General features: G+C 42.8%; 20 protein-coding genes. 16 read left to right on the top strand and 4 right to left on the bottom strand.

Annotated features, from left to right (window positions below):
• Positions 1 to 14 precede the first annotated feature (14 nt).
• The 15 genes from IGI42_RS04360 (at position 15) to IGI42_RS04290 (ending at position 12,119) form a co-directional block, all read left to right on the top strand.
• The gene (locus tag IGI42_RS04360) at positions 15 to 698 is read left to right on the top strand and encodes a propanediol/glycerol family dehydratase medium subunit (protein WP_438714501.1); all 684 of its coding nucleotides are present in this window, start codon (positions 15 to 17) and stop codon (positions 696 to 698) included.
• Between the two features lie 15 nt (positions 699 to 713).
• Positions 714 to 1,232: a diol dehydratase small subunit gene (locus IGI42_RS04355; protein ID WP_438714500.1), complete on the top strand. Its 519-nt coding sequence runs from the start codon at positions 714 to 716 to the stop codon at positions 1,230 to 1,232.
• A 72-nt stretch (positions 1,233 to 1,304) separates the two neighbouring features.
• Positions 1,305 to 3,125, top strand: a complete 1,821-nt coding sequence (locus IGI42_RS04350) for a diol dehydratase reactivase subunit alpha (RefSeq protein WP_438714498.1) — start codon at positions 1,305 to 1,307, stop codon at positions 3,123 to 3,125.
• Positions 3,126 to 3,127: 2 nt separating this feature from the next.
• The gene (locus IGI42_RS04345; protein ID WP_438714497.1) at positions 3,128 to 3,505 is read left to right on the top strand and encodes a glycerol dehydratase reactivase beta/small subunit family protein; all 378 of its coding nucleotides are present in this window, start codon (positions 3,128 to 3,130) and stop codon (positions 3,503 to 3,505) included.
• The gene (locus IGI42_RS04340; protein ID WP_438714496.1) at positions 3,502 to 4,113 is read left to right on the top strand and encodes a BMC domain-containing protein; all 612 of its coding nucleotides are present in this window, start codon (positions 3,502 to 3,504) and stop codon (positions 4,111 to 4,113) included. Before IGI42_RS04345 ends, IGI42_RS04340 begins: the two co-directional genes overlap by 4 nt.
• A gap of 12 nt (positions 4,114 to 4,125) precedes the next feature.
• Positions 4,126 to 4,410, top strand: coding sequence for a BMC domain-containing protein (locus tag IGI42_RS04335; protein ID WP_207675403.1), 285 nt, complete (start codon positions 4,126 to 4,128; stop codon positions 4,408 to 4,410).
• A complete protein-coding gene (gene pduL / locus IGI42_RS04330) occupies positions 4,403 to 5,035 on the top strand; it encodes a phosphate propanoyltransferase (protein WP_438714494.1) in 633 nt (210 codons plus the stop codon). The genes IGI42_RS04335 and pduL overlap by 8 nt, the downstream gene beginning before the upstream one ends.
• A 15-nt stretch (positions 5,036 to 5,050) precedes the next feature.
• Positions 5,051 to 5,902 carry an ethanolamine utilization protein EutJ gene (gene eutJ, locus IGI42_RS04325; protein WP_438714493.1) on the top strand — a complete coding sequence of 284 codons (852 nt, stop codon included), beginning with the start codon at positions 5,051 to 5,053 and terminating at the stop codon, positions 5,900 to 5,902.
• Entirely contained in the window at positions 5,902 to 6,384 is a 483-nt protein-coding gene (gene pduM, locus IGI42_RS04320; protein WP_438714492.1) for a PduM family microcompartment protein, read from the top strand. The genes eutJ and pduM overlap by 1 nt, the downstream gene beginning before the upstream one ends.
• A 2-nt stretch (positions 6,385 to 6,386) precedes the next feature.
• Positions 6,387 to 6,650: a EutN/CcmL family microcompartment protein gene (locus IGI42_RS04315; RefSeq protein WP_438714491.1), complete on the top strand. Its 264-nt coding sequence runs from the start codon at positions 6,387 to 6,389 to the stop codon at positions 6,648 to 6,650.
• Between the two features lie 16 nt (positions 6,651 to 6,666).
• Positions 6,667 to 7,671: a cob(I)yrinic acid a,c-diamide adenosyltransferase gene (locus tag IGI42_RS04310; protein WP_438714490.1), complete on the top strand. Its 1,005-nt coding sequence runs from the start codon at positions 6,667 to 6,669 to the stop codon at positions 7,669 to 7,671.
• Positions 7,661 to 9,058: an aldehyde dehydrogenase family protein gene (locus tag IGI42_RS04305; protein ID WP_438714489.1), complete on the top strand. Its 1,398-nt coding sequence runs from the start codon at positions 7,661 to 7,663 to the stop codon at positions 9,056 to 9,058. Before IGI42_RS04310 ends, IGI42_RS04305 begins: the two co-directional genes overlap by 11 nt.
• 12 nt (positions 9,059 to 9,070) lie before the next feature.
• On the top strand, positions 9,071 to 10,186 hold the full coding sequence (locus tag IGI42_RS04300) for a 1-propanol dehydrogenase PduQ (RefSeq protein WP_438714488.1): 1,116 nt from the start codon (positions 9,071 to 9,073) through the stop codon (positions 10,184 to 10,186).
• 18 nt (positions 10,187 to 10,204) lie between these two features.
• Entirely contained in the window at positions 10,205 to 10,921 is a 717-nt protein-coding gene (locus IGI42_RS04295; protein ID WP_438714487.1) for an MIP/aquaporin family protein, read from the top strand.
• A gap of 10 nt (positions 10,922 to 10,931) precedes the next feature.
• Entirely contained in the window at positions 10,932 to 12,119 is a 1,188-nt protein-coding gene (locus IGI42_RS04290) for an acetate/propionate family kinase (RefSeq protein ID WP_438714485.1), read from the top strand.
• Between the two features lie 71 nt (positions 12,120 to 12,190).
• Here IGI42_RS04290 and IGI42_RS04285 read toward each other — a convergent pair whose 3' ends face one another.
• Positions 12,191 to 12,613: a MerR family transcriptional regulator gene (locus IGI42_RS04285; RefSeq protein ID WP_438714484.1), complete on the bottom strand. Its 423-nt coding sequence runs from the start codon at positions 12,611 to 12,613 to the stop codon at positions 12,191 to 12,193.
• A gap of 169 nt (positions 12,614 to 12,782) precedes the next feature.
• Positions 12,783 to 13,754, bottom strand: coding sequence for an alpha/beta hydrolase (locus IGI42_RS04280; RefSeq protein WP_438714483.1), 972 nt, complete (start codon positions 13,752 to 13,754; stop codon positions 12,783 to 12,785).
• Positions 13,755 to 13,999: 245 nt separating this feature from the next.
• On the opposite strand from IGI42_RS04280, the gene IGI42_RS04275 reads away from it, so the two are divergent.
• Complete coding sequence (locus IGI42_RS04275) at positions 14,000 to 14,773, top strand: Cof-type HAD-IIB family hydrolase (protein WP_438714482.1); 774 nt, start codon at positions 14,000 to 14,002, stop codon at positions 14,771 to 14,773.
• A gap of 70 nt (positions 14,774 to 14,843) precedes the next feature.
• On the opposite strand, the gene IGI42_RS04270 is transcribed toward IGI42_RS04275, so the two are convergent.
• Both IGI42_RS04270 and IGI42_RS04265 read right to left on the bottom strand, forming a co-directional pair.
• Complete coding sequence (locus IGI42_RS04270) at positions 14,844 to 17,309, bottom strand: ABC transporter permease (RefSeq protein ID WP_438714480.1); 2,466 nt, start codon at positions 17,307 to 17,309, stop codon at positions 14,844 to 14,846.
• Positions 17,306 to 17,983 (bottom strand): ABC transporter ATP-binding protein, encoded by a 678-nt coding sequence (locus tag IGI42_RS04265; RefSeq protein ID WP_438714478.1) that lies wholly within the window; start codon positions 17,981 to 17,983, stop codon positions 17,306 to 17,308. Before IGI42_RS04265 ends, IGI42_RS04270 begins: the two co-directional genes overlap by 4 nt.
• Positions 17,984 to 18,029 lie beyond the last annotated feature (46 nt).

Raw genomic sequence — 18,029 nt, 5'->3', positions numbered from 1 at the left:
GAGGAATAGAGAAGATGGCTGAACTAAATGAACAATTACTACGTTCGGTAATTGCTGAAGTATTAAAAGAAATGCAACAAGAAGGCTCTGATAAGCAAGTCAGCTTTAAATCAGCAGACACTTCTGCTCCATCGCAACCTGAGGAAGCGGCTTCTGCGGATTGGTTCCAATCGGTTGGAGTAGCTAAGCCAGGCACATCAAGTGATGAAGTAGTGATTGCGGTAGCTCCAGCATTTGCTGAACATCAAACAACCAATATTGTCGGGGTTCCTCACAAGGACATCATCCGTCAAATTATCGCTGGAATTGAAGAAGAAGGCTTGAAGGCTCGAGTGATTAAAGTTTATCGGACAGCTGACGTAGCTTTTGCGGCGGTTGAAGGAGATGGCTTATCTGGATCTGGTGTCTGTGTATCCCTTCAATCTAAAGGAACATCAATCATTCACCAAAAAGATTTACAGCCTTTGTCTAACTTAGAGCTGTTCCCGCAAGCACCGCTGATTGACTTAGAAACCTATCGGGCGATGGGCAAAAATGCTGCGAAATATGCAAAAGGTGAGTCACCAAGCCCAGTACCAATGATGAACGATCAAATGGCGCGGCCGAAGTATCAAGCCTTATCCGCTTTGCTGCACATTAAAGAAACAAAACACGTTGTTATTGGGAAACCGGCTGAAGAAATTGCTATTAGATTATAAGGAGGGGTGCATAAAATGAGCCAAGAATCCATTGAAAACTTAGTAAGAGGCATTCTAAAGGAAATGAATGGCGGAGGTGCAGCAACTGCAGCAAGCGCGCCAGCTAGTACTTCAGGAAATAAAGCAACCGAAGCAGATTATCCAATCGCTCAAAAACATCCAGAGTGGATTAAAACAAAAACAGGTAAAACAATGGACGATATTACCTTAGAAAATGCATTAAACGGAAATCTGACACCAGAGGATTTGAAAATTACACCAGAAATTCTAAAAGCTCAGGGTGAAATTGCTACCAGTGCCGGCCGAGAATCCATCTCCCGCAACTTTGATCGGGCTGCGGAATTAACGGCATTACCAGATGCTCGTGTATTGGAAATGTACAATGCGCTTCGTCCGTATCGTTCCAGCAAAGAAGAATTGATGGCAATTGCTGATGAATTAGAAAATCAGTACAATGCCAAAATTACCGCTGATTTTGTTCGTGAAGCTGCAGAACATTACGAAGTGCGTAAGAAACTAAAAGGAGATAACTAACTCTGAGATAGATCGTTGGTTTTTTACCCCAGCGATCTATCTAGAATTGTTTATCCTTGAAGGAGCATGAACATGAAGAGAATCATAGGTGTAGACATAGGGAACTCTTCCACTGAAGTAGCTCTAGCTGAATACGAAAACCAAGCAAATTGTCGTTTCTTAGATTCTGCTATCACTGAAACAACTGGTGTAAAAGGAACCAAACAAAATTTGTTTGGGATTTACAAAGCGCTTCGGGAAGTAGTAGAAAAGAATCATTTGGAATTAACGGATATTGATTTGATCCGGATTAACGAAGCAACACCGGTTATTGGTGATGTGGCGATGGAAACGATCACGGAAACAATTATTACTGAATCCACTATGATCGGTCACAATCCTAAGACACCTGGAGGTCTTGGCCTAGGTGTCGGGATTACTGTTCCGTTAACGCAATTGTCACAGATTAATATTTTGGAAGCTCCTTATATTGTGGTGGTGGAAAAAGCCATCGACTTTGAAGACGCTGCAAATATGATTAACCAATGTGCAGCCAATGGCTACAAGATTGAGGCTGCTATTTTGCAGTCGGATGATGGAGTATTAATCAACAATCGGTTAGAGAAAAAAATTCCAATTGTTGATGAAGTTTCATATATCGATAAGGTTCCTTTGGGGATGCTGGCAGCTGTTGAAGTGGCAAGTCCCGGTATGGGAATCACCCAGCTGTCTAATCCATACGGAATCGCAACTGTCTTTAATCTAACTTCTGATGAAACGAAAAATATCGTTCCAGTTTCCAGAGCATTAATCGGAAATCGTTCAGCAGTGGTTATCAAGACCCCTAAAGGCGATGTCAAAGCTAGAACGATTCCAGCAGGACACATTGAAGTCGTGGGAGACAATCGGAAGAAATTTATTAGTGTTTCTGAAGGTGCCGAGCGCATCATGGATGTGATTTCAGAATTTAGAAAGATAGACAATGTAACTGGTGAAGCAGGAACGAATGTCGGCGGCATGCTGGAAAAGGTTCGTCATACCATGGCGCAATTGACGGAAAGGCCACCAACCGAGATTTTCATCCAGGACTTACTCGCAGTGGATACCTTCGTACCCACATCGGTCCAAGGTGGACTAGCTGGTGAATTCTCGATGGAGCAAGCGGTAGGAATTGCTTCAATGGTAAAATCCGACCACTTGCAGATGTCTAAAATTGCGGAAGAAATAGAAAAAGATTTGAATATTTCCGTTGAAATTGGCGGAGCCGAAGCAGAAGCTGCGATCCTGGGAGCTTTAACAACTCCGGGAACGAATACGCCATTAGCTATTCTTGACCTAGGGGCCGGTTCTACTGATGCCTCCATTATTAAGAGTAACGGCGAGACGATAGCGACTCACTTAGCTGGTGCTGGTGATATGGTTACCATGCTGATTGGTTCAGAATTAGGCTTAGACGATCGCTATTTAGCTGAGGATATCAAAAAATATCCATTGGCAAAGGTTGAAAGTATTTTCCATATTCGCCATGAAGATGGGACGGTTCAATTCTTTGATAAGCCGCTGGAAGCTCATTTGTTCGCTAAGATCGTCATCGTAAAAGAAGACGGCTTTGTGCCGATTCCCGGAGATGTTTCCATCGAACGAATCAAATTTATTCGTCAAACAGCTAAATCACGGGTGTTCGTGAAAAATGCGATTCGCTCGTTAGAATATGTCAGTCCTACCGGAAATATTCGCGATATCCCATTTGTCGTAATCGTTGGCGGATCAGCGCTTGACTTTGAGATTCCGCAAATTGTTACCGATGCTTTGTCCCACTATGGCTTAGTGGCCGGCAGAGGGAATATCCGTGGCGTGGAAGGACCTCGTAATGCAGTAGCAACGGGCTTGATTCTTTCTTACGAGGGGGATTAGCGATGAGCAATGATTTTACTGTGAAACCTAGAATTTTTGTTTTTTTAACTAATCCTGGTCTAGAAGAAAGTATTCAGTTTTTGCTGTATGGAATTGAAGAAGAAGGCATCCCTTATGAAGTTCAAGTAGTTGAAGCTTCAGATGCCGTTTCAGCAGCCTACCAGTCAGCAACAACTTCGTCATTAATTACCGGAGTAGGCTGCGATGGTGAAAAAGTAGTGTTGCATTATAAAAATTTAGATCCTAACGATCCCTATTTAGTGATTGATCGCTATCAAACCAAACCTAAGGAGCAGTTAAAGGCTTTTGGTTCAAATTGCGCACGATTAGTTAAAGGGGTGCCCTTTAAGGAACTTTCTATGATGGAGGTGAAGGAATGAATCAAGCAATTGGATTAATCGAGATTAACGGGTATGGAACAGCTGTGATGATTGCTGATACGATGCTGAAGGTTGCGGCGGTAGAATTAATTGGCGTTCAACGAGCGCGGGGCTTTGGCTGGATGACGGTGGAAGTTGCTGGCGATGTTGGGGCGGTAAAAGCCGCAGTTGATGCTGGAAAAGCGAAAGCAGCTGAATCGAATAGTTTGATCTCAGCCTTGGTAATCCCGAGACCTGCCAATTCTTTAGATACTGTAATCCTAGAAAAGGTCGATTATCCTAAAGGTCCAACCGATCCTGAAGATCCAAAAGATCCAAAAGATCCTGAAGAAACCAAAGAAGATGATCAACCACCTGTCGTAAATGAACCTGAGGAAGCCAAAAAGCCTGAGGAAGTAGAAGAAAAACCAGAGCAAACAGAGAAAGCGGAAGCTGTAGAAGAAGCGAAGCCGGAAGAGCCTGTGGTTGAAGAAGAAACAACAGAAGCAGTCGCAGAGACTGAATCACCAGAAGATTCAGTTGAAAAGGAGGCTCCTGAGAAACCTAAGAAAGACGGAGTCAAGAAAAGTACTGCCAAGAAAAAGAAGAATCCCAAGAAAAAATCATAGGAGGTCTTAATTATGAATGACGCATTAGGAATGATCGAAACAAAAGGGCTGGTAGGTTCAGTTGAAGCAGCCGATGCAATGGTGAAAGCAGCCAATGTTTCATTAATTGGAACAGAAAAAATTGGTTCAGGTTTAGTAACAGTTATGGTACGAGGCGACGTTGGTGCAGTGAAAGCTGCTGTTGACGCAGGCAGTGTAGCCGCTGAGAAAGTTGGAGAAGTAGTATCTGTTCACGTGATTCCACGTCCTCACAGCGATGTGGATAAAATGATCGAAGCTGGTCTGAACAATGGCTGAGGTCGCACCGGAATTAGTTGCTAAGATCGTCAGTGAAGTGGTTAATGAAATCCAATTAGCGAGTATTCCAATCGGGATTTCCAATCGCCATATTCATTTATCTGAAGCTGACTTTCAACGCCTTTTTCCAGGTGAAGAGTTACGACCAATGAAAGCATTAAAACAGCCTGGTGAATTTGCCGCCGAGCAAACGGTGACGATTGTCGGTTCAAAGGGCGAACAAAGTCGCGTCCGTATTTTAGGACCATTTCGTAAAAATTCACAGGTAGAAATCTCCATGACGGATACGAGAACTTTGGGTATTCCGGCACCTGTACGCTTGTCGGGTAATTTAGCTGATGCCGCTGAGGTGACAGTCAAAAATGGTGAAAACCAGATTACCTTTAAAGGCTGCATTGTTGCGAAACGTCATATCCACATGAGTTTTAAGGATATGGAACGCTTCCGTATCCAAGCAGGTGATGTGGTCAAGGTGCGAGTTCAATCAGAAGGACGGAGCACTGTTTTTGAAGATGTCGAAATTCGTCCCGGTAAGACATTCATTTTAGAAATGCACGTAGATACCGATGAGGCCAATGCAGCAAATATCAAGCCGGACACTGTAGCCAGCTTAGTTCGAGAGTAGGAAGGATGATGAAGAGTGGAATCCCTAGAAAAAGCCAACCAGATTCTAACCGAATTTGAAAAAATAGCCAATACGAATACGGCGAAGTCTTTCGATCCTAAAGATGGCTTCAAAGTAGGCGTCGATTTAGGGACCTCTTCCATCGTCCTAGTGGTGTTGGATGGAAAAGATCAACCATTGTTTGGTGCCTTTGAATTTGCGGATGTTGTCCGGGATGGTTTAGTCGTCAATTATCAGCAATCAGTCCAAATTGTTTCCCGCTTGAAGCAACAGGCAGAGGAAGTTTTAGGCTTTCCGCTAACCGCCGCTTCCGGTGCGATTCCTCCCGGGACAGTGGGCAATAATAAACGGGTAGTTGCTAATATTATTGAAAGTGCGGACATGGCTGCTGATCAATTGGTAGACGAGCCGACCGCTGCGGCACTGCTTCTGGGAGTGTCAGAAGGCGCGGTAATTGATGTGGGCGGCGGTACTACGGGCATCAGTGTCTTTGAAAAAGGGCAACCGATATTGGTGGTAGACGAACCAACAGGCGGTACGCATATGACACTGGTAATTGCGGGTTATTTCCAAGAAACGATTGAAGAAGCCGAGCGGCGGAAACGGGATGCCAGTAAAGAAAGAGAAAACTTTACAATTGTGCGTCCGGTTGTCCAGCGAATGGCTGAAATTACCCGCCAAGCACTGCTGCGACAACCTACGGAACCTTTATACGTTGTAGGTGGAGCGGCTTATTTTAAAGAATTCGAAGGTGAGTTTGCCAACTACTTGCAGCAAGAGGTTTACAAACCAGTTTATCCGCAATTTGTCACGCCGATTGGAATTGCGATGAGCTCCCACATTATTTTCCCACAGGAGGGTGAGTGATGATGGACAACTTAATTGAGGCCATCGTGAAAATTTTGGTGGAACGTCAAAAGAATTCTTTAGTGGTTTCTTGCGAAGACTTCGACCAGAAGCTTCGAACCACCAAAGATTTTCTTTATCACCAGACGATTCACTTGAAGCAGGTTGGTGCTATTCAATTAGCGAAGCTCAGCAAGCTGGATGCTGAAGATGCAGTCACGGTTTGGATGACGAAAGGTCTGGAATATGACTGTGAATTTATTTTGCATTTAGGATTTTCAGCAGTTTGTTTGATACCGACTGCTTTGTACGAATGGCCAATTACGATAGAAACAAATGAAGGAAAACGGATACGAGTATGTTCAAATAAAATTATCACCTATTCTGATGTCGCACTTTTAACCGAACAGGATATTTTAATTCGTTTTCGCCATCAGAAAATCACTGATTTAGCGAAAGAATTCGTGGAAAAAAATAAAATTCAACAGATCGTGAGGACTTGAGAATGTTAATGGCAGAAGTAGTAGGCAGTGTAGTTTCTACCCAAAAAGATCCATCATTGGTTGGGAAAAAATTGATGATTATTCAGCCAATTAATAGTCACCAGGAAAAAATTCGTTTCCAACAGGTTGCAGCGGATACAGTTGGTGCGGGGATTGGAGATTATGTCTTGTTAGCCAGCGGTTCGTCGGCCAGACGACTATTTTCTGAACCTTCCGACGCTGTTGATTATGCGATTGTTGGAATAATTGATACATTTGATCTGTAGATGAGAGGGTTAGCCAATGAGTATTTATACGAAAACCGGCGATGAAGGAACAACCAGCTTATTTGATAGTGTTCGCGTGAAAAAATACTCGCTACGAGTCGATACGTACGGAACATTTGATGAATGTATTGCCCAGGTTAGTGTTGCTCAAAAGCAGCTCTTTACCTCAGAGTTAACGGAGATGCTGACGTGGGTACAGGAAAAGTTGTTTCTTTTAAACGCTGAGATTGCAACCTCTGAAGACACTCAAAAATTGTCTTCAAGAAGTACATTAATTGATAGAGAAGATACAGCCCAGCTGGAGAAGTGGATCGACAACTATTTATCCATTTTACCTGAGATTCATACCTTTATCTTACCTGGACAATACTTGTCTAGTGCACAGATGCATGTTGCCCGCACGATTTGTCGCAGAGGGGAGCGGCGCTTAACTGAGCTGGCAGAGGAAGTTGAGGTTCGCCCTGAGTTATTGCAATTTGTTAACCGCCTTTCTGATTGTCTATATATCTTTGCCCGGGTGGAGGATTTTAATCAGCAGCAAAATGAGCTGGTGGAAAAAATCTTTACTCGCTATAAAGAAGCATTAGGTGGCGGAAAGATTGCTGATGATATCGATGCTTTAGGGAAAATCGGTGATGCGTGTGTAAAAAAAGCCGAGGAATTGGGCATTGCAGTGACAATGTGCATGGTTGATGGGGCAGGACACCTGATTTTCAGCTATCGAATGCCGGATTCGTTGTTAGCTAGCATTGAGTTAGCTAAGAGAAAAGCTTATACAGCAGTTGCCATGAAAACAGCAACAAGCGAATTAAGTGCTGTAGCCAATCCTGGCGGCGACCTTTATCAGTTGGAGACGGTTACCGATGGCGACATTGTTACTTTCGGTGGAGGAATTCCAATTTTTGATAAAGAGGGCAAAATCGTCGGCGGTATTGGTGTCAGCGGTGGTTCGGTGGAAGAGGATCAAAAGATCGCAAAAGCTGGATTAGCCTGTATCGAGGAGATGGATTATGCAAGATGATAAATTGAAAGAACTCATAAAGAATTTAGTCCAAGAATATGTTGCGGAACCTAACCGTGCATGTGCACCAATCATTCAGGCTGGTGTATTTGGCACCGTTAATGAGGCGGTTTCCGCTGCGAAAAAAGCGCAAGAAAAGTATGAAGAGCTTTCATTAGAAATGCGACGCAAGGTGATCGAAAGTATTCGCTGTGGCATGCGACCGTTAATCGATGAGTATGCGCAGGCAGCTTTAGATGAAACCGGCATGGGCCGCTTTGAAGACAAGGTCGCAAAACTAACATTAGCGATTAATAAGACACCTGGAGTAGAAGATTTGCGTACAGAGGCAGAGACTGGTGACAACGGGATGACGCTTTACGAGCTTTCTGCTTATGGTGTTATCGGAGCGGTAACACCAAGCACCAATCCAGTTGATACGCTGGTGTGTAACGCAATTGGGATGCTAGCTGCTGGGAATTCTGTATTCTTTAGTGTTCATCCAGGTGCAAAAAATGTGTGCAAGCAAGCAATCGAAAAACTAAACCAACTTGTTTATGATGCTTGTGGAATTCAAAACATGATTGTGACCATCAACGAGCCTTCGATTGAAGCAGCGCAAGAATTAATGAAGCATCCAGATGTGGCGTTATTAGTTGTCACAGGTGGACCAGGGGTTGTACACCAAGCAATGACTTCTGGCAAAAAAACCATTGGAGCTGGAGCGGGCAATCCACCAGCTATTGTTGATGAAACGGCAAATATTGAAAAAGCGGCAGCTGATATTGTTGCGGGGGCCTCATTTGACAACAATATTTTGTGTATCGCCGAAAAAAGTGTCATCGCAGTAAAAGACATTGTTTCTTATCTGATTTTACAGATGGAGAAGAACGGTGCCTATTACGTAAATGAGCCGGAAGTTATTCAAAAATTGGTGGACATGACGATTGCTGAAAACGGCAGTCCTAGTCGGAAATTTATCGGAAAAAATGCCAGCTACATTTTACAAGAAGCAGGAATTGCCGTGGATTATGATGTGCGGGTGATTATTATGAACGTGCCGAAGGATCATCCGTTTGTGGTGAAGGAAATGCTGATGCCGATTCTGCCAATTGTAACGACTGAGAATTTTGATGAAGCCTTGTGTGTTGGATTAGAAGTAGAACAACGCTTGCTGCACACAGCCGTAATGCATTCACAAAACATTGGTCGTTTAAACAAAGCTGCCAAGAAATTCCAGACGTCTATTTTTGTTAAAAATGGACCATCATATGCTGGTTTAGGCTTTGGCGGTGAAGGAGCAGCGACCTTTACAATCGCCACACCGACAGGCGAATGTACGACAACGGCAAAGGATTTTGCTCGTCGTCGTCGTTGTGTATTAACTGATGGTTTTTCAATTCGATAGGAGGGACAATTTTTGAAAAAATGGGAAATGGTACCACAAATATTTACAGGCGAAGATTGTCTTTCCCGTCTAGAACAATTTGAAAGTGAACGAGTGTGCTTAGTGTGTGATCCCTTTTTAATTGGCAGTGAGAATCTGCAAAAGGTGCTGGTACACTTGGAAAAGAAAAATGAAGTAACAACTTACTCGGAAATCGTGCCTGATCCGCCAATCGAAATCGTGGCAGAGGGTGTTGCCAGAATGCGGGATCATCAACCGACTGTGCTAGTAACAGTCGGTGGCGGATCCGCAATTGATACGGCGAAGGCGATGCTGTTTACGATGCTGGTTTCAGGATACGATAAGGTGAAGCGTTTTATAGCGATACCTACCACTAGTGGAACCGGGTCTGAAGTAACCAGCGCTTCGGTTGTTACTGATAATAAGGAAAAAATTAAATATCCGGTATTCGATCGTCGCTTGATTCCCGATGAAGCATTATTGGATGCACAGCTAGTGGTGTCCAGCCCGCCAACTGTAACTGCTTACAGTGGATTGGATGTGCTGACTCATGCCCTAGAAGCACTAGTGGCTAAAAATCGCACCACCTATACTGATGCGTTGTCAGAAAAAGCCGTACGCTATGTTTTAACCTATTTGGAAGCGTGCTATAATAATGGTGAAAATTTGAATGCCAGAAAGAAAATGCACGAAGCTTCCTGCTTAGCAGGGCTGGCTTTTGATGCTGCAGGTTTGGGCATCAATCATGCAATTGCCCATCAAGTAGGTGGACAATTTAAGGTTCCTCATGGTTTGGCCAATGCGATGCTGTTGCCACATGTTGTTAATTTCAATGCAAAAGATCCTGAAGCTAGAAGAACTTATGCAAAAATTGCCGTTCAGATGGGCTTAGGCAATTCTTCGCTAAATGAACAACTGTTAGTCACTAAGTTAATTAAAGCGATTACTAATTTATGTAAAAAAGTTGATTGTCCGATGTCGCTGCAGGAGTTTGGGGTTGAACGCAAGGTTGCAATGGAGCGAGCACAAATCATTGCCCAAAACGCCTTAAAGGACAGTACCTATCCTTTTAACCCGATTGCAGCAAATGAATCCGAGTTGATAAGTGTCTATACCAAAATAGTATAATCGAAGGAGGATTACAAAATGAATAATCCAGTATTTGGCGAGTTTTTTGGAACAGTGGTTTTAATCTTGTTTGGTTCAGGAGTTGGTTGCTCAACTAGTTTGAAGGGTGCACTTGGAAAAAATGCGGGCTCCAATTGGCTTTATGTAGCATTTGGTTGGGGTGTCGCGGTTATGCTGGGGGTTCTTGCCAGTGGTTACTTTGGGTCACCAGGACATTTGAATCCGGCTGTTACGATCGGGTTTGCTGTGGCAGGCTCTCTTGAATTCTCGTCGGTTATTCCTTTCATCATTGCCCAAGTTGCTGGTGCCTTTGTGGGTGCGCTTATTGCTGCGATCCATTTCTGGCCGCATTTTCAGGCAACAACAGTTGAAGAGGGAAATTCTGTAGGTATTTTCGCTACAGGTCCTGCGATCGAAAACACACCATTTAATTTGATTAGTGAAATTATTGCTACTTGCTTCTTCGTGTTAGCGATTCAATTGATGCCAGCGGATATTCCTCCAGGATTACAACCGTTGATTTTAGTTTTTGTATTAGTTGGTATTGGTCTGTCATTAGGTTCAACCACTGGTTATGCCATCAACCCTTGTCGGGATTTTGGACCACGCTTGATGTATGCATTGATTCCAATCCCTAATAAAGGTTCTGCTAACTGGGGTTATGCTTGGATTCCAATCGTAGGCCCAATCGTTGGTGCATGTATTGCAACATTATTAGTAAAAGCCTTAAGTTAGGAGTGAAAGAATGCCAAACAAAATTATGTCCATAAACGCGGGCAGTTCTTCGTTAAAATTTCAACTTTTTGAGATGCCAGAAGAAAAGTTATTAGTAAAGGGTCTTTTTGAAAGGCTTGGAGGTAATGATGATGCAGTCTTTGGCTATTCAACTGATTCAGCCAAGGAAACAACACAATTGTCCATTAGTTCCCATAAAGAAGCAGTCGACTTTTTATTAAAGTTTTTAATTGAGAAGAAAGTTCTAAAATCATTAGAAGAACTAAAGGGTGTAGGACATCGTGTAGCACATGGAGGCGAAGAATTTCCCAAATCCTGTGTCATTGGCATTCAAGAAGAACAAGGAATTGATAAGCTGTGTCAATTAGCGCCTTTGCACAATCCGGTTAATTTAGTCGGGATTCGGGCTTTTAAAAAGGCTTTGCCTGATACACCGCAGGTTGCAGTATTTGATACGTCCTTCCATCAAACCATGCCGGAAAAAAATTATGTTTATCCGATTCCTTATACTTACTATGAGGAAGACGGTATCCGTAAATATGGATTTCACGGAACCAGTCACCAGTTTGTAGCCCAAGAAGCTGCTAAAGAGCTTGGGGAAAAACTGACAGATTTGAAAATTGTTTCCTGTCATTTAGGAAACGGTGCCAGTATTTGTGCCATAAAAAATGGTCAATCCTTTGATACTAGTATGGGCTTCACCCCTTTAGCTGGTCTAATGATGGGAACTCGCTGCGGCGATATCGATCCGTCTATTCTGACTTATTTGATGAAGAATAAAAAGATGGATGCTGATGCGTTGGAAGCAATGATGAATCAGCAATCTGGCTTCTTAGGGGTATCCGGAACCTCCAATGATTCTCGTGATATTCTTAAACGGGCGAGTGAAGGGGATACACAATCACAGCTGGCATTGGATATTTTTACCAATCGGGTGAAAACGACGATTGGCGCCTATGCTGCTGAAATGGGTGGAATTGATGTGTTAATCTTTACCGCTGGTATTGGTGAAAATGCTGAGAAGGTTCGGGAAATGTGTTGTTCGGAGCTGGATTTCTTAGGAATTAAGCTGGATGACGAACGCAATAAATCCGGCGACTTGTTTATTCAGCAGGATGGAAAGCCAGTCTATGTCATGGTGATTCCAACCAACGAGGAGTTAAAAATTGCTCAAGATACATTTGAATTAGCGAAATAAAAAAGACAGGGAAATCTTTGGTGGTTCTAAGAAGTTAACATTTTTAGGCCACTAGGAGAGTTCCCTGTTTTTTAATGAACTGTTTCAAAAAGTCGAGGATTGATCATTGATTCTTTGACGTATTGTTCTGTGCCATCGTTTACCGCCTGGGTATAGTAGCCAACCTTGAAATCAATATAGGCTAAGGTATCCTCTAATTCTTTGATCTGTGCTTCAACTGCCTTACGCTGCTGAAGAAACATTTCTAATCGTTTTTCTAAAGAAAGGTCACCTTCTTTACACCAATCAATAAATGTTTTTATTTCTTTTAATGACATCCCTGATTCCTTTAAGCATTCGATCGTTATTAAGCAGGTTATGGCATTCTCATCGAATATCCGATTGCCGCTTTGATTTTTTTGCAGGTTAGGTATTAAACCTTGTTTGTCATAATATCTAAGGGTTGATATGTTCAGGTTAAACCGTTTAGCAGCTTCACCAATTGTGTATTCCATTATCCACACTCCTCAATTTTAGCTATAATCCCAGTTTACCACCTAAAGACAGCTTTAGGATAAGGGAAAGTAAATTTTATTGTTTTATCGATTGCTGTTCAAAAAAGATCTTTTATCCATTGAGGATTTACAATAGATAAAAGATTTCAGGAAATCAAATAATCAGGACTTAGGCTAAATAGTTATTGTAGAATTCAGTGATTTTGTCAAATGGAATAATGTCCATTTGATCGTACAGATCGGTATGTGAAGCACTTGGAATAATCATCAATTCTTTATTGTTACCTTGCAAGTTTTTATGAGCATCTTCACTAAAGTAGCAAGAGTGAGCCTTGTCACCATGAATCATCAGAACAGCGTTGCGGATTTCGTTGCTGAATTGCAGAATCGGCATATTCATAAATGACAGTGAAGAAGTAACATTCCATCCGTCATTGGAATTTAGTGAACGAGTATGATATCCGCGATCCGTTTTGTAATAATCAAAGTAATCCTTCACAAAGAAAGGTGCATCATCCGGTAGAGGATCAACTACCCCTCCAGCTCTTGCGTACTCACCGTTTTTAAAGTCCTCAATTCTTTGTGCATTTAATACCTTTCGTGTTTCGTAACGTGCTTCTTCATCCATAGCATCAAAGTAGCCTTGGGAATTTACTCGAGTCATATCGTACATAGTGGAAGTAACGGTTGCTTTAATTCTTGTGTCAATAGCAGCTGCATTCAAGGCCATACCACCCCAACCACAAATACCTAAAATACCAATTCTTTCTGGATCAACATTTTCTTGAACTGACAAAAAGTCCACTGCTGCCTGAAAGTCTTCTGTATTTATGTCTGGAGAAGCTACATAGCGAGGGGTTCCACCGCTTTCACCAGTAAATGATGGGTCAAAGGCAATGGTTAGAAAGCCTCTTTCGGCTAAGGTTTGTGCGTAAAGACCAGATGATTGTTCCTTCACTGCGCCAAAGGGGCCACTGATGGCAATCGCAGCTAGTTTTCCTTCCGCATTTTTTGGTTCGTATAGATCGGCAACTAAGGTAATGCCGTAACGGTTGATAAAAGATACTTTGCGATGATTTACTTCGTCACTTTTTGGGAATACTTTATCCCATTCTTGTGTAATCGCTTGTGTGTTTTTCATTTGATCGTCTCCTCTTGGTTAATTGATTTCTGTTTACATTTTTATACTAGCACCTGAACCTAACTTTAGGTCAAGGGTAATTTAAAAAAAACTTCGACAATCTGTAAATATTAGTCAATTATGGGAGGATAATAGCAGGATATTGCCAAATTTAAAGAATGGTTTCGTGCTATAATAGCGATGAAATAGGACGGCAGAGCGGGATTTATCTGTCTGGTTTATAGCAAAAAAAAGGAGCGAGTTATTTGAATAAAAAATATTTCTTTTTCGATATCGACGGTACCTTGACTGATCGGAAAACCAATCAAGTTGTGCCAAGTGCTGTAGAAGCACTGAAGCTGCTGCAGGAAAACGGACACTTTGTGGCAATTGCGACAGGTCGGGCTCATTACAAGGCAGTTACTTTTATGGAAGAGATCGGCTTGGAAAATATGGTTTGTGCCGGTGGCGGTGCCTTAGTTTATCAGCATAAACTTTTGCACAACAAGCCCTTGAACACCGAAAAGGCTCGAGGGATTATTCATCAGGCGGAAGATTTAGGCTATGGGTTTTTATTGATGCTGGATGATTCCATCAAGGTGTGGGCTAAGAATGATCGTTTCCGGGAGCAGGTAGGCGAGCGTCAGGAAGAAACCGAGTATGTGTTTGATCCTGAGTTAGATGTGGATCAGCTGGATGCGATTTATAAAATTTATCTTTCGATTCCTAAGGAGGAAGAAGACAAGTTAACCTTGAAGGATACATTGGGGAACTTGCGCTTCGTCCCGGAATATTTGATGTTTCAATACGATGATAAATACAGCGGAATTGTAGAAATGATAAAAATGCTGGAGGGGAATTTAGCAGATGTGGTTGTCTTTGGTGATGACACTAATGATCTGGTAATGTTCCATCCCCAGTGGACCAGTATTGCAATGGGCAACGGGACGGAAGCGTTAAAGGAAAAAGCTGATTACGTGACTCAAGCAAATGTGGATGACGGGATTTTTAACGCCTGTCGGAAATTTGGCTGGATCTAAAAAGCTTAGGCTGTAAAGTATAGGAAGTCAAAAACAGTGTGCCGGATTCTTTTGGGCACACTGTTTTTGCTTAGTTTCGGATGTGTTCCACAATGGATTTTCTAGAAATGAAGGTATAGGCGGCTATTGGGCAAGCAACACAGAGAACTAAGGCCAATAAGCAAATCACGAGGCTGGCTTTCCATGGGAAAAGAAAATTCATGTGGTAGTCGTTGGTGTTATGAAAGACCGCAAAGGCAATCGGAAAGCCTAAGCCTAAAACCATTAAGCTGGAAATTGACCAATAATAGACCCCTTCCATAACCATCATTTTCTTTTGCTGCCCCGTCGTCATCCCGATGCTTTCCAGCAGTGCGAACTCTTTTGAACGATTAAAAATGCTGGTGGTAATGGTGTTGATGAAATTAATCAGCACTAAAGCGATCAAAATCACAACTAAAACCAGGCCCATCCCTTTGATTTGGGATTCGGAGCGAGCCATGTCTTGATAGACAGCTAGTTTGCTTTCTACATCAATCAGGTCATGGTCCGCCAACAATTTTCTTAACTGCTGCTCGGTTTGCTGGTGGTAAGAAGTTTGATAATCAATTGTCAGGGCGTCAATATAGGGATCATCACCCACTAGTTCGTCAAAATGCTTTTGAGAGACATAAAGTGTCGGATAAAATCCGCTTAATGGGGAAGAAGGCATTACGGTTGTTGAGGTGACTTCACCAATCGTTAATAGGTGTTCTGCTTGTGCCAGTTCATAGTTCAGCTGGTGGATTCCTTCGAATTTTTCTTCCAGCATATACAAGGAATTGGCGATTGCTGCTTTTCCGATGAGAAAATCTTCGGTAGTTATTTTCAGCTTTCCGGCAGCTTTGGCTTTTTTGAAGGAAGCTTCGTCTATTCCTTTCAGCACCCCTAGAAAATTTTCCGGACTTTCTACCATTAGTTCTTTGCCAGCTTCCGGAGTGGCTGCCCAAAAAACATCCAGCGCTTCATCAACGTAACTTTGCAGGGCCAAATTTTTCTGGGGATCAATTGATAAGGTGGTTGCGGATACCGGATGAATGGCTTTGACACCTTCGATTGCTGCGAGATCGCTTAGCAGTTCGTCCGTAAAAACCTGCTCACCCGGAAGTTCAGTCGTCGTTTTATTGGTCAGGGTCATGTCGTTGACGTTTAGCGCGGTTAGTATGCGTTTGCCGTCATTGTTTTGATTATAGCTGCTAACAGTAATAAAGGCGGTCATTCCTAAAAACAAAGAGAGTAAAACTAACAATGCCTGTTTGCGGCTGCGAAAGACGTTGCGCCAAGCCATCAAGTAAGGTTTGCTGCCGTCTTTTTTGTTCAGGAATTTTTTCCGAAACGTCACGCCAGTATAGCGAGTGGCTTCCACGGGAGAAATCTTCGCCGCCTCGCTGGCCGCTGTGAAGCTGCTGAAATAAACAGTGGCAAAGGTAAAACCGGCAGCTAGCACAAAAATCAGCGGAAGATTCGTGCTGGTCATTTCGTAGGGTTGATAAGACATAAATTCAATAACTTTGGGCAATAATGCGACTGAAACAAAAGCCCCCAGCAACAGTCCGATGAAAATGCCAACAGTGGATAAACGGATCACTTGCCGATTAATCAGGCTTTTGATTTGTTTTTCCGTGGTGCCGATGGTTTTCAGCAGGCCGTAATAGTGAATGTCATTGCGAATCGAAATGTACAGCACATTGTGAATCACGAGAAAAGAGCAGATGACAATAACCAGACCGATCAGCAGCAAAGCCAAAAGCGATCGAAGAAGTATGGCCGCTCGTTCGGTATCAACGGAGACCCACTGGCGGTTCCGCAACTGCAGTTTGTTTTCCAGGTTTTCTAAATCCTTCTCAAAATAAAAAGGGGTGGTTAAGGTAAGTAAGGCTCGGGTGCTGCCTAAATCCCCTTGAGGCATACCAAACTCCTGATAATACGGCGCAGAAACAAAGGCTTCCGCTTTATTCGTATAGTCTTGATAAATTCCGGTGATTTTGAAGGGTAAAACTTCTTCCTCGCCACTGTATTGAGCAATTTTCAACGAGATTTCCTTACCAATCAAGTCATCGGGCAGTCCTAGTTTGGTGATGGCTTTTTTTGAAAGCAGCAGCTCGTTTTTTTCCTTAGGATAAGTGCCCTTCATTGTAATGATTGCCGGTATTTTTTGTTGCTGCCAGTAAGTGGTATCGCCCCATAGCAGTTTCACGTCACTGGTTTCAAAGTCTGAAGCAAGAACAGTACCTGAGGTAGATAATAAGCCGACTGCTTGGATTTTTTCGTCGTTTTTTAAAGTAGTAATTTGCGTTTTAGTTGGACCGTTAATGGAACCATGATACTGGGCACCGGACCGAGCAATCTCCCGCTTTTGAACAGACTGGTAATAATTCACCCCGATACTGGTGACCGCAGTTAAAATAAAGGCGACTAAAATCGTCGCTGTCAGTAGTAAGCGATTTCGACCTTTATTAGCTTTGGTCTGTCCTTTGACCAGATCACGAATAATTGCACGGTTGTCATTTTTAATCATGATGCGCCACCGCCTTTAATCCGGCCATCTTCAATCCGAACGATGCGGTCGGCTAGTTGTGCCACGCTCACCTCATGGGTAATCATCACGATCGTCTGGCCAAATTTTTCACTGCTGGTTTTCAGCAAGGCCAAGACGTCCATCGTCGTTTTACTGTCTAAATTACCAGTCGGTTCGTCGGCAAAAATGATTGCTGGTTTAGTAGCAAGAGCACGAGCAATAGCTATCCGCTGCTGTTGACCGCCGGAAAGATTTTGCGGCATTTCAAACTTTTTATCCATCAAGTTTAAGGAGAATAAGATGTCATCAATAAAACCCTCATTTACCTGGTTGCCGTCTAAACGAATCGGCAAAGTCACATTTTCATAAACATTTTGCATCGGCAGCAGATTGTAGCTTTGGAAGATAAAGCCGATTTTTCGGCGGCGAAAAATCGTTCGTTCATCCGTTGATAAACGGTAAATATTTTGCTTTTCGATCCAGACTTCGCCAGCAGTTGGAGTGTCTAAACCACCTAATAAATGGAGTAGGGTGGATTTCCCGCTGCCGGAGGTTCCCACAATCGAGACAAATTCGCCTTGCTCCACAGTCATCGATACGTCATCTAGTGCCTTCACTTGGTTTGCTCCGCGGCCATAGTATTTTTTGAGATTTTTTGCTTGTAAAATAATCATGTCAATCCCTCCTTATGGCTCTACGATAGCAAATCAATCTGTCCAC

The sequence above is a fragment of the Enterococcus sp. AZ109 genome, assembly GCF_051714625.1.
Lineage (GTDB): Bacteria > Bacillota > Bacilli > Lactobacillales > Enterococcaceae > Enterococcus_A.
Note: the sequence above shows the minus strand (reverse complement) of the source record. Positions and strands in the feature narration are given on the sequence as shown.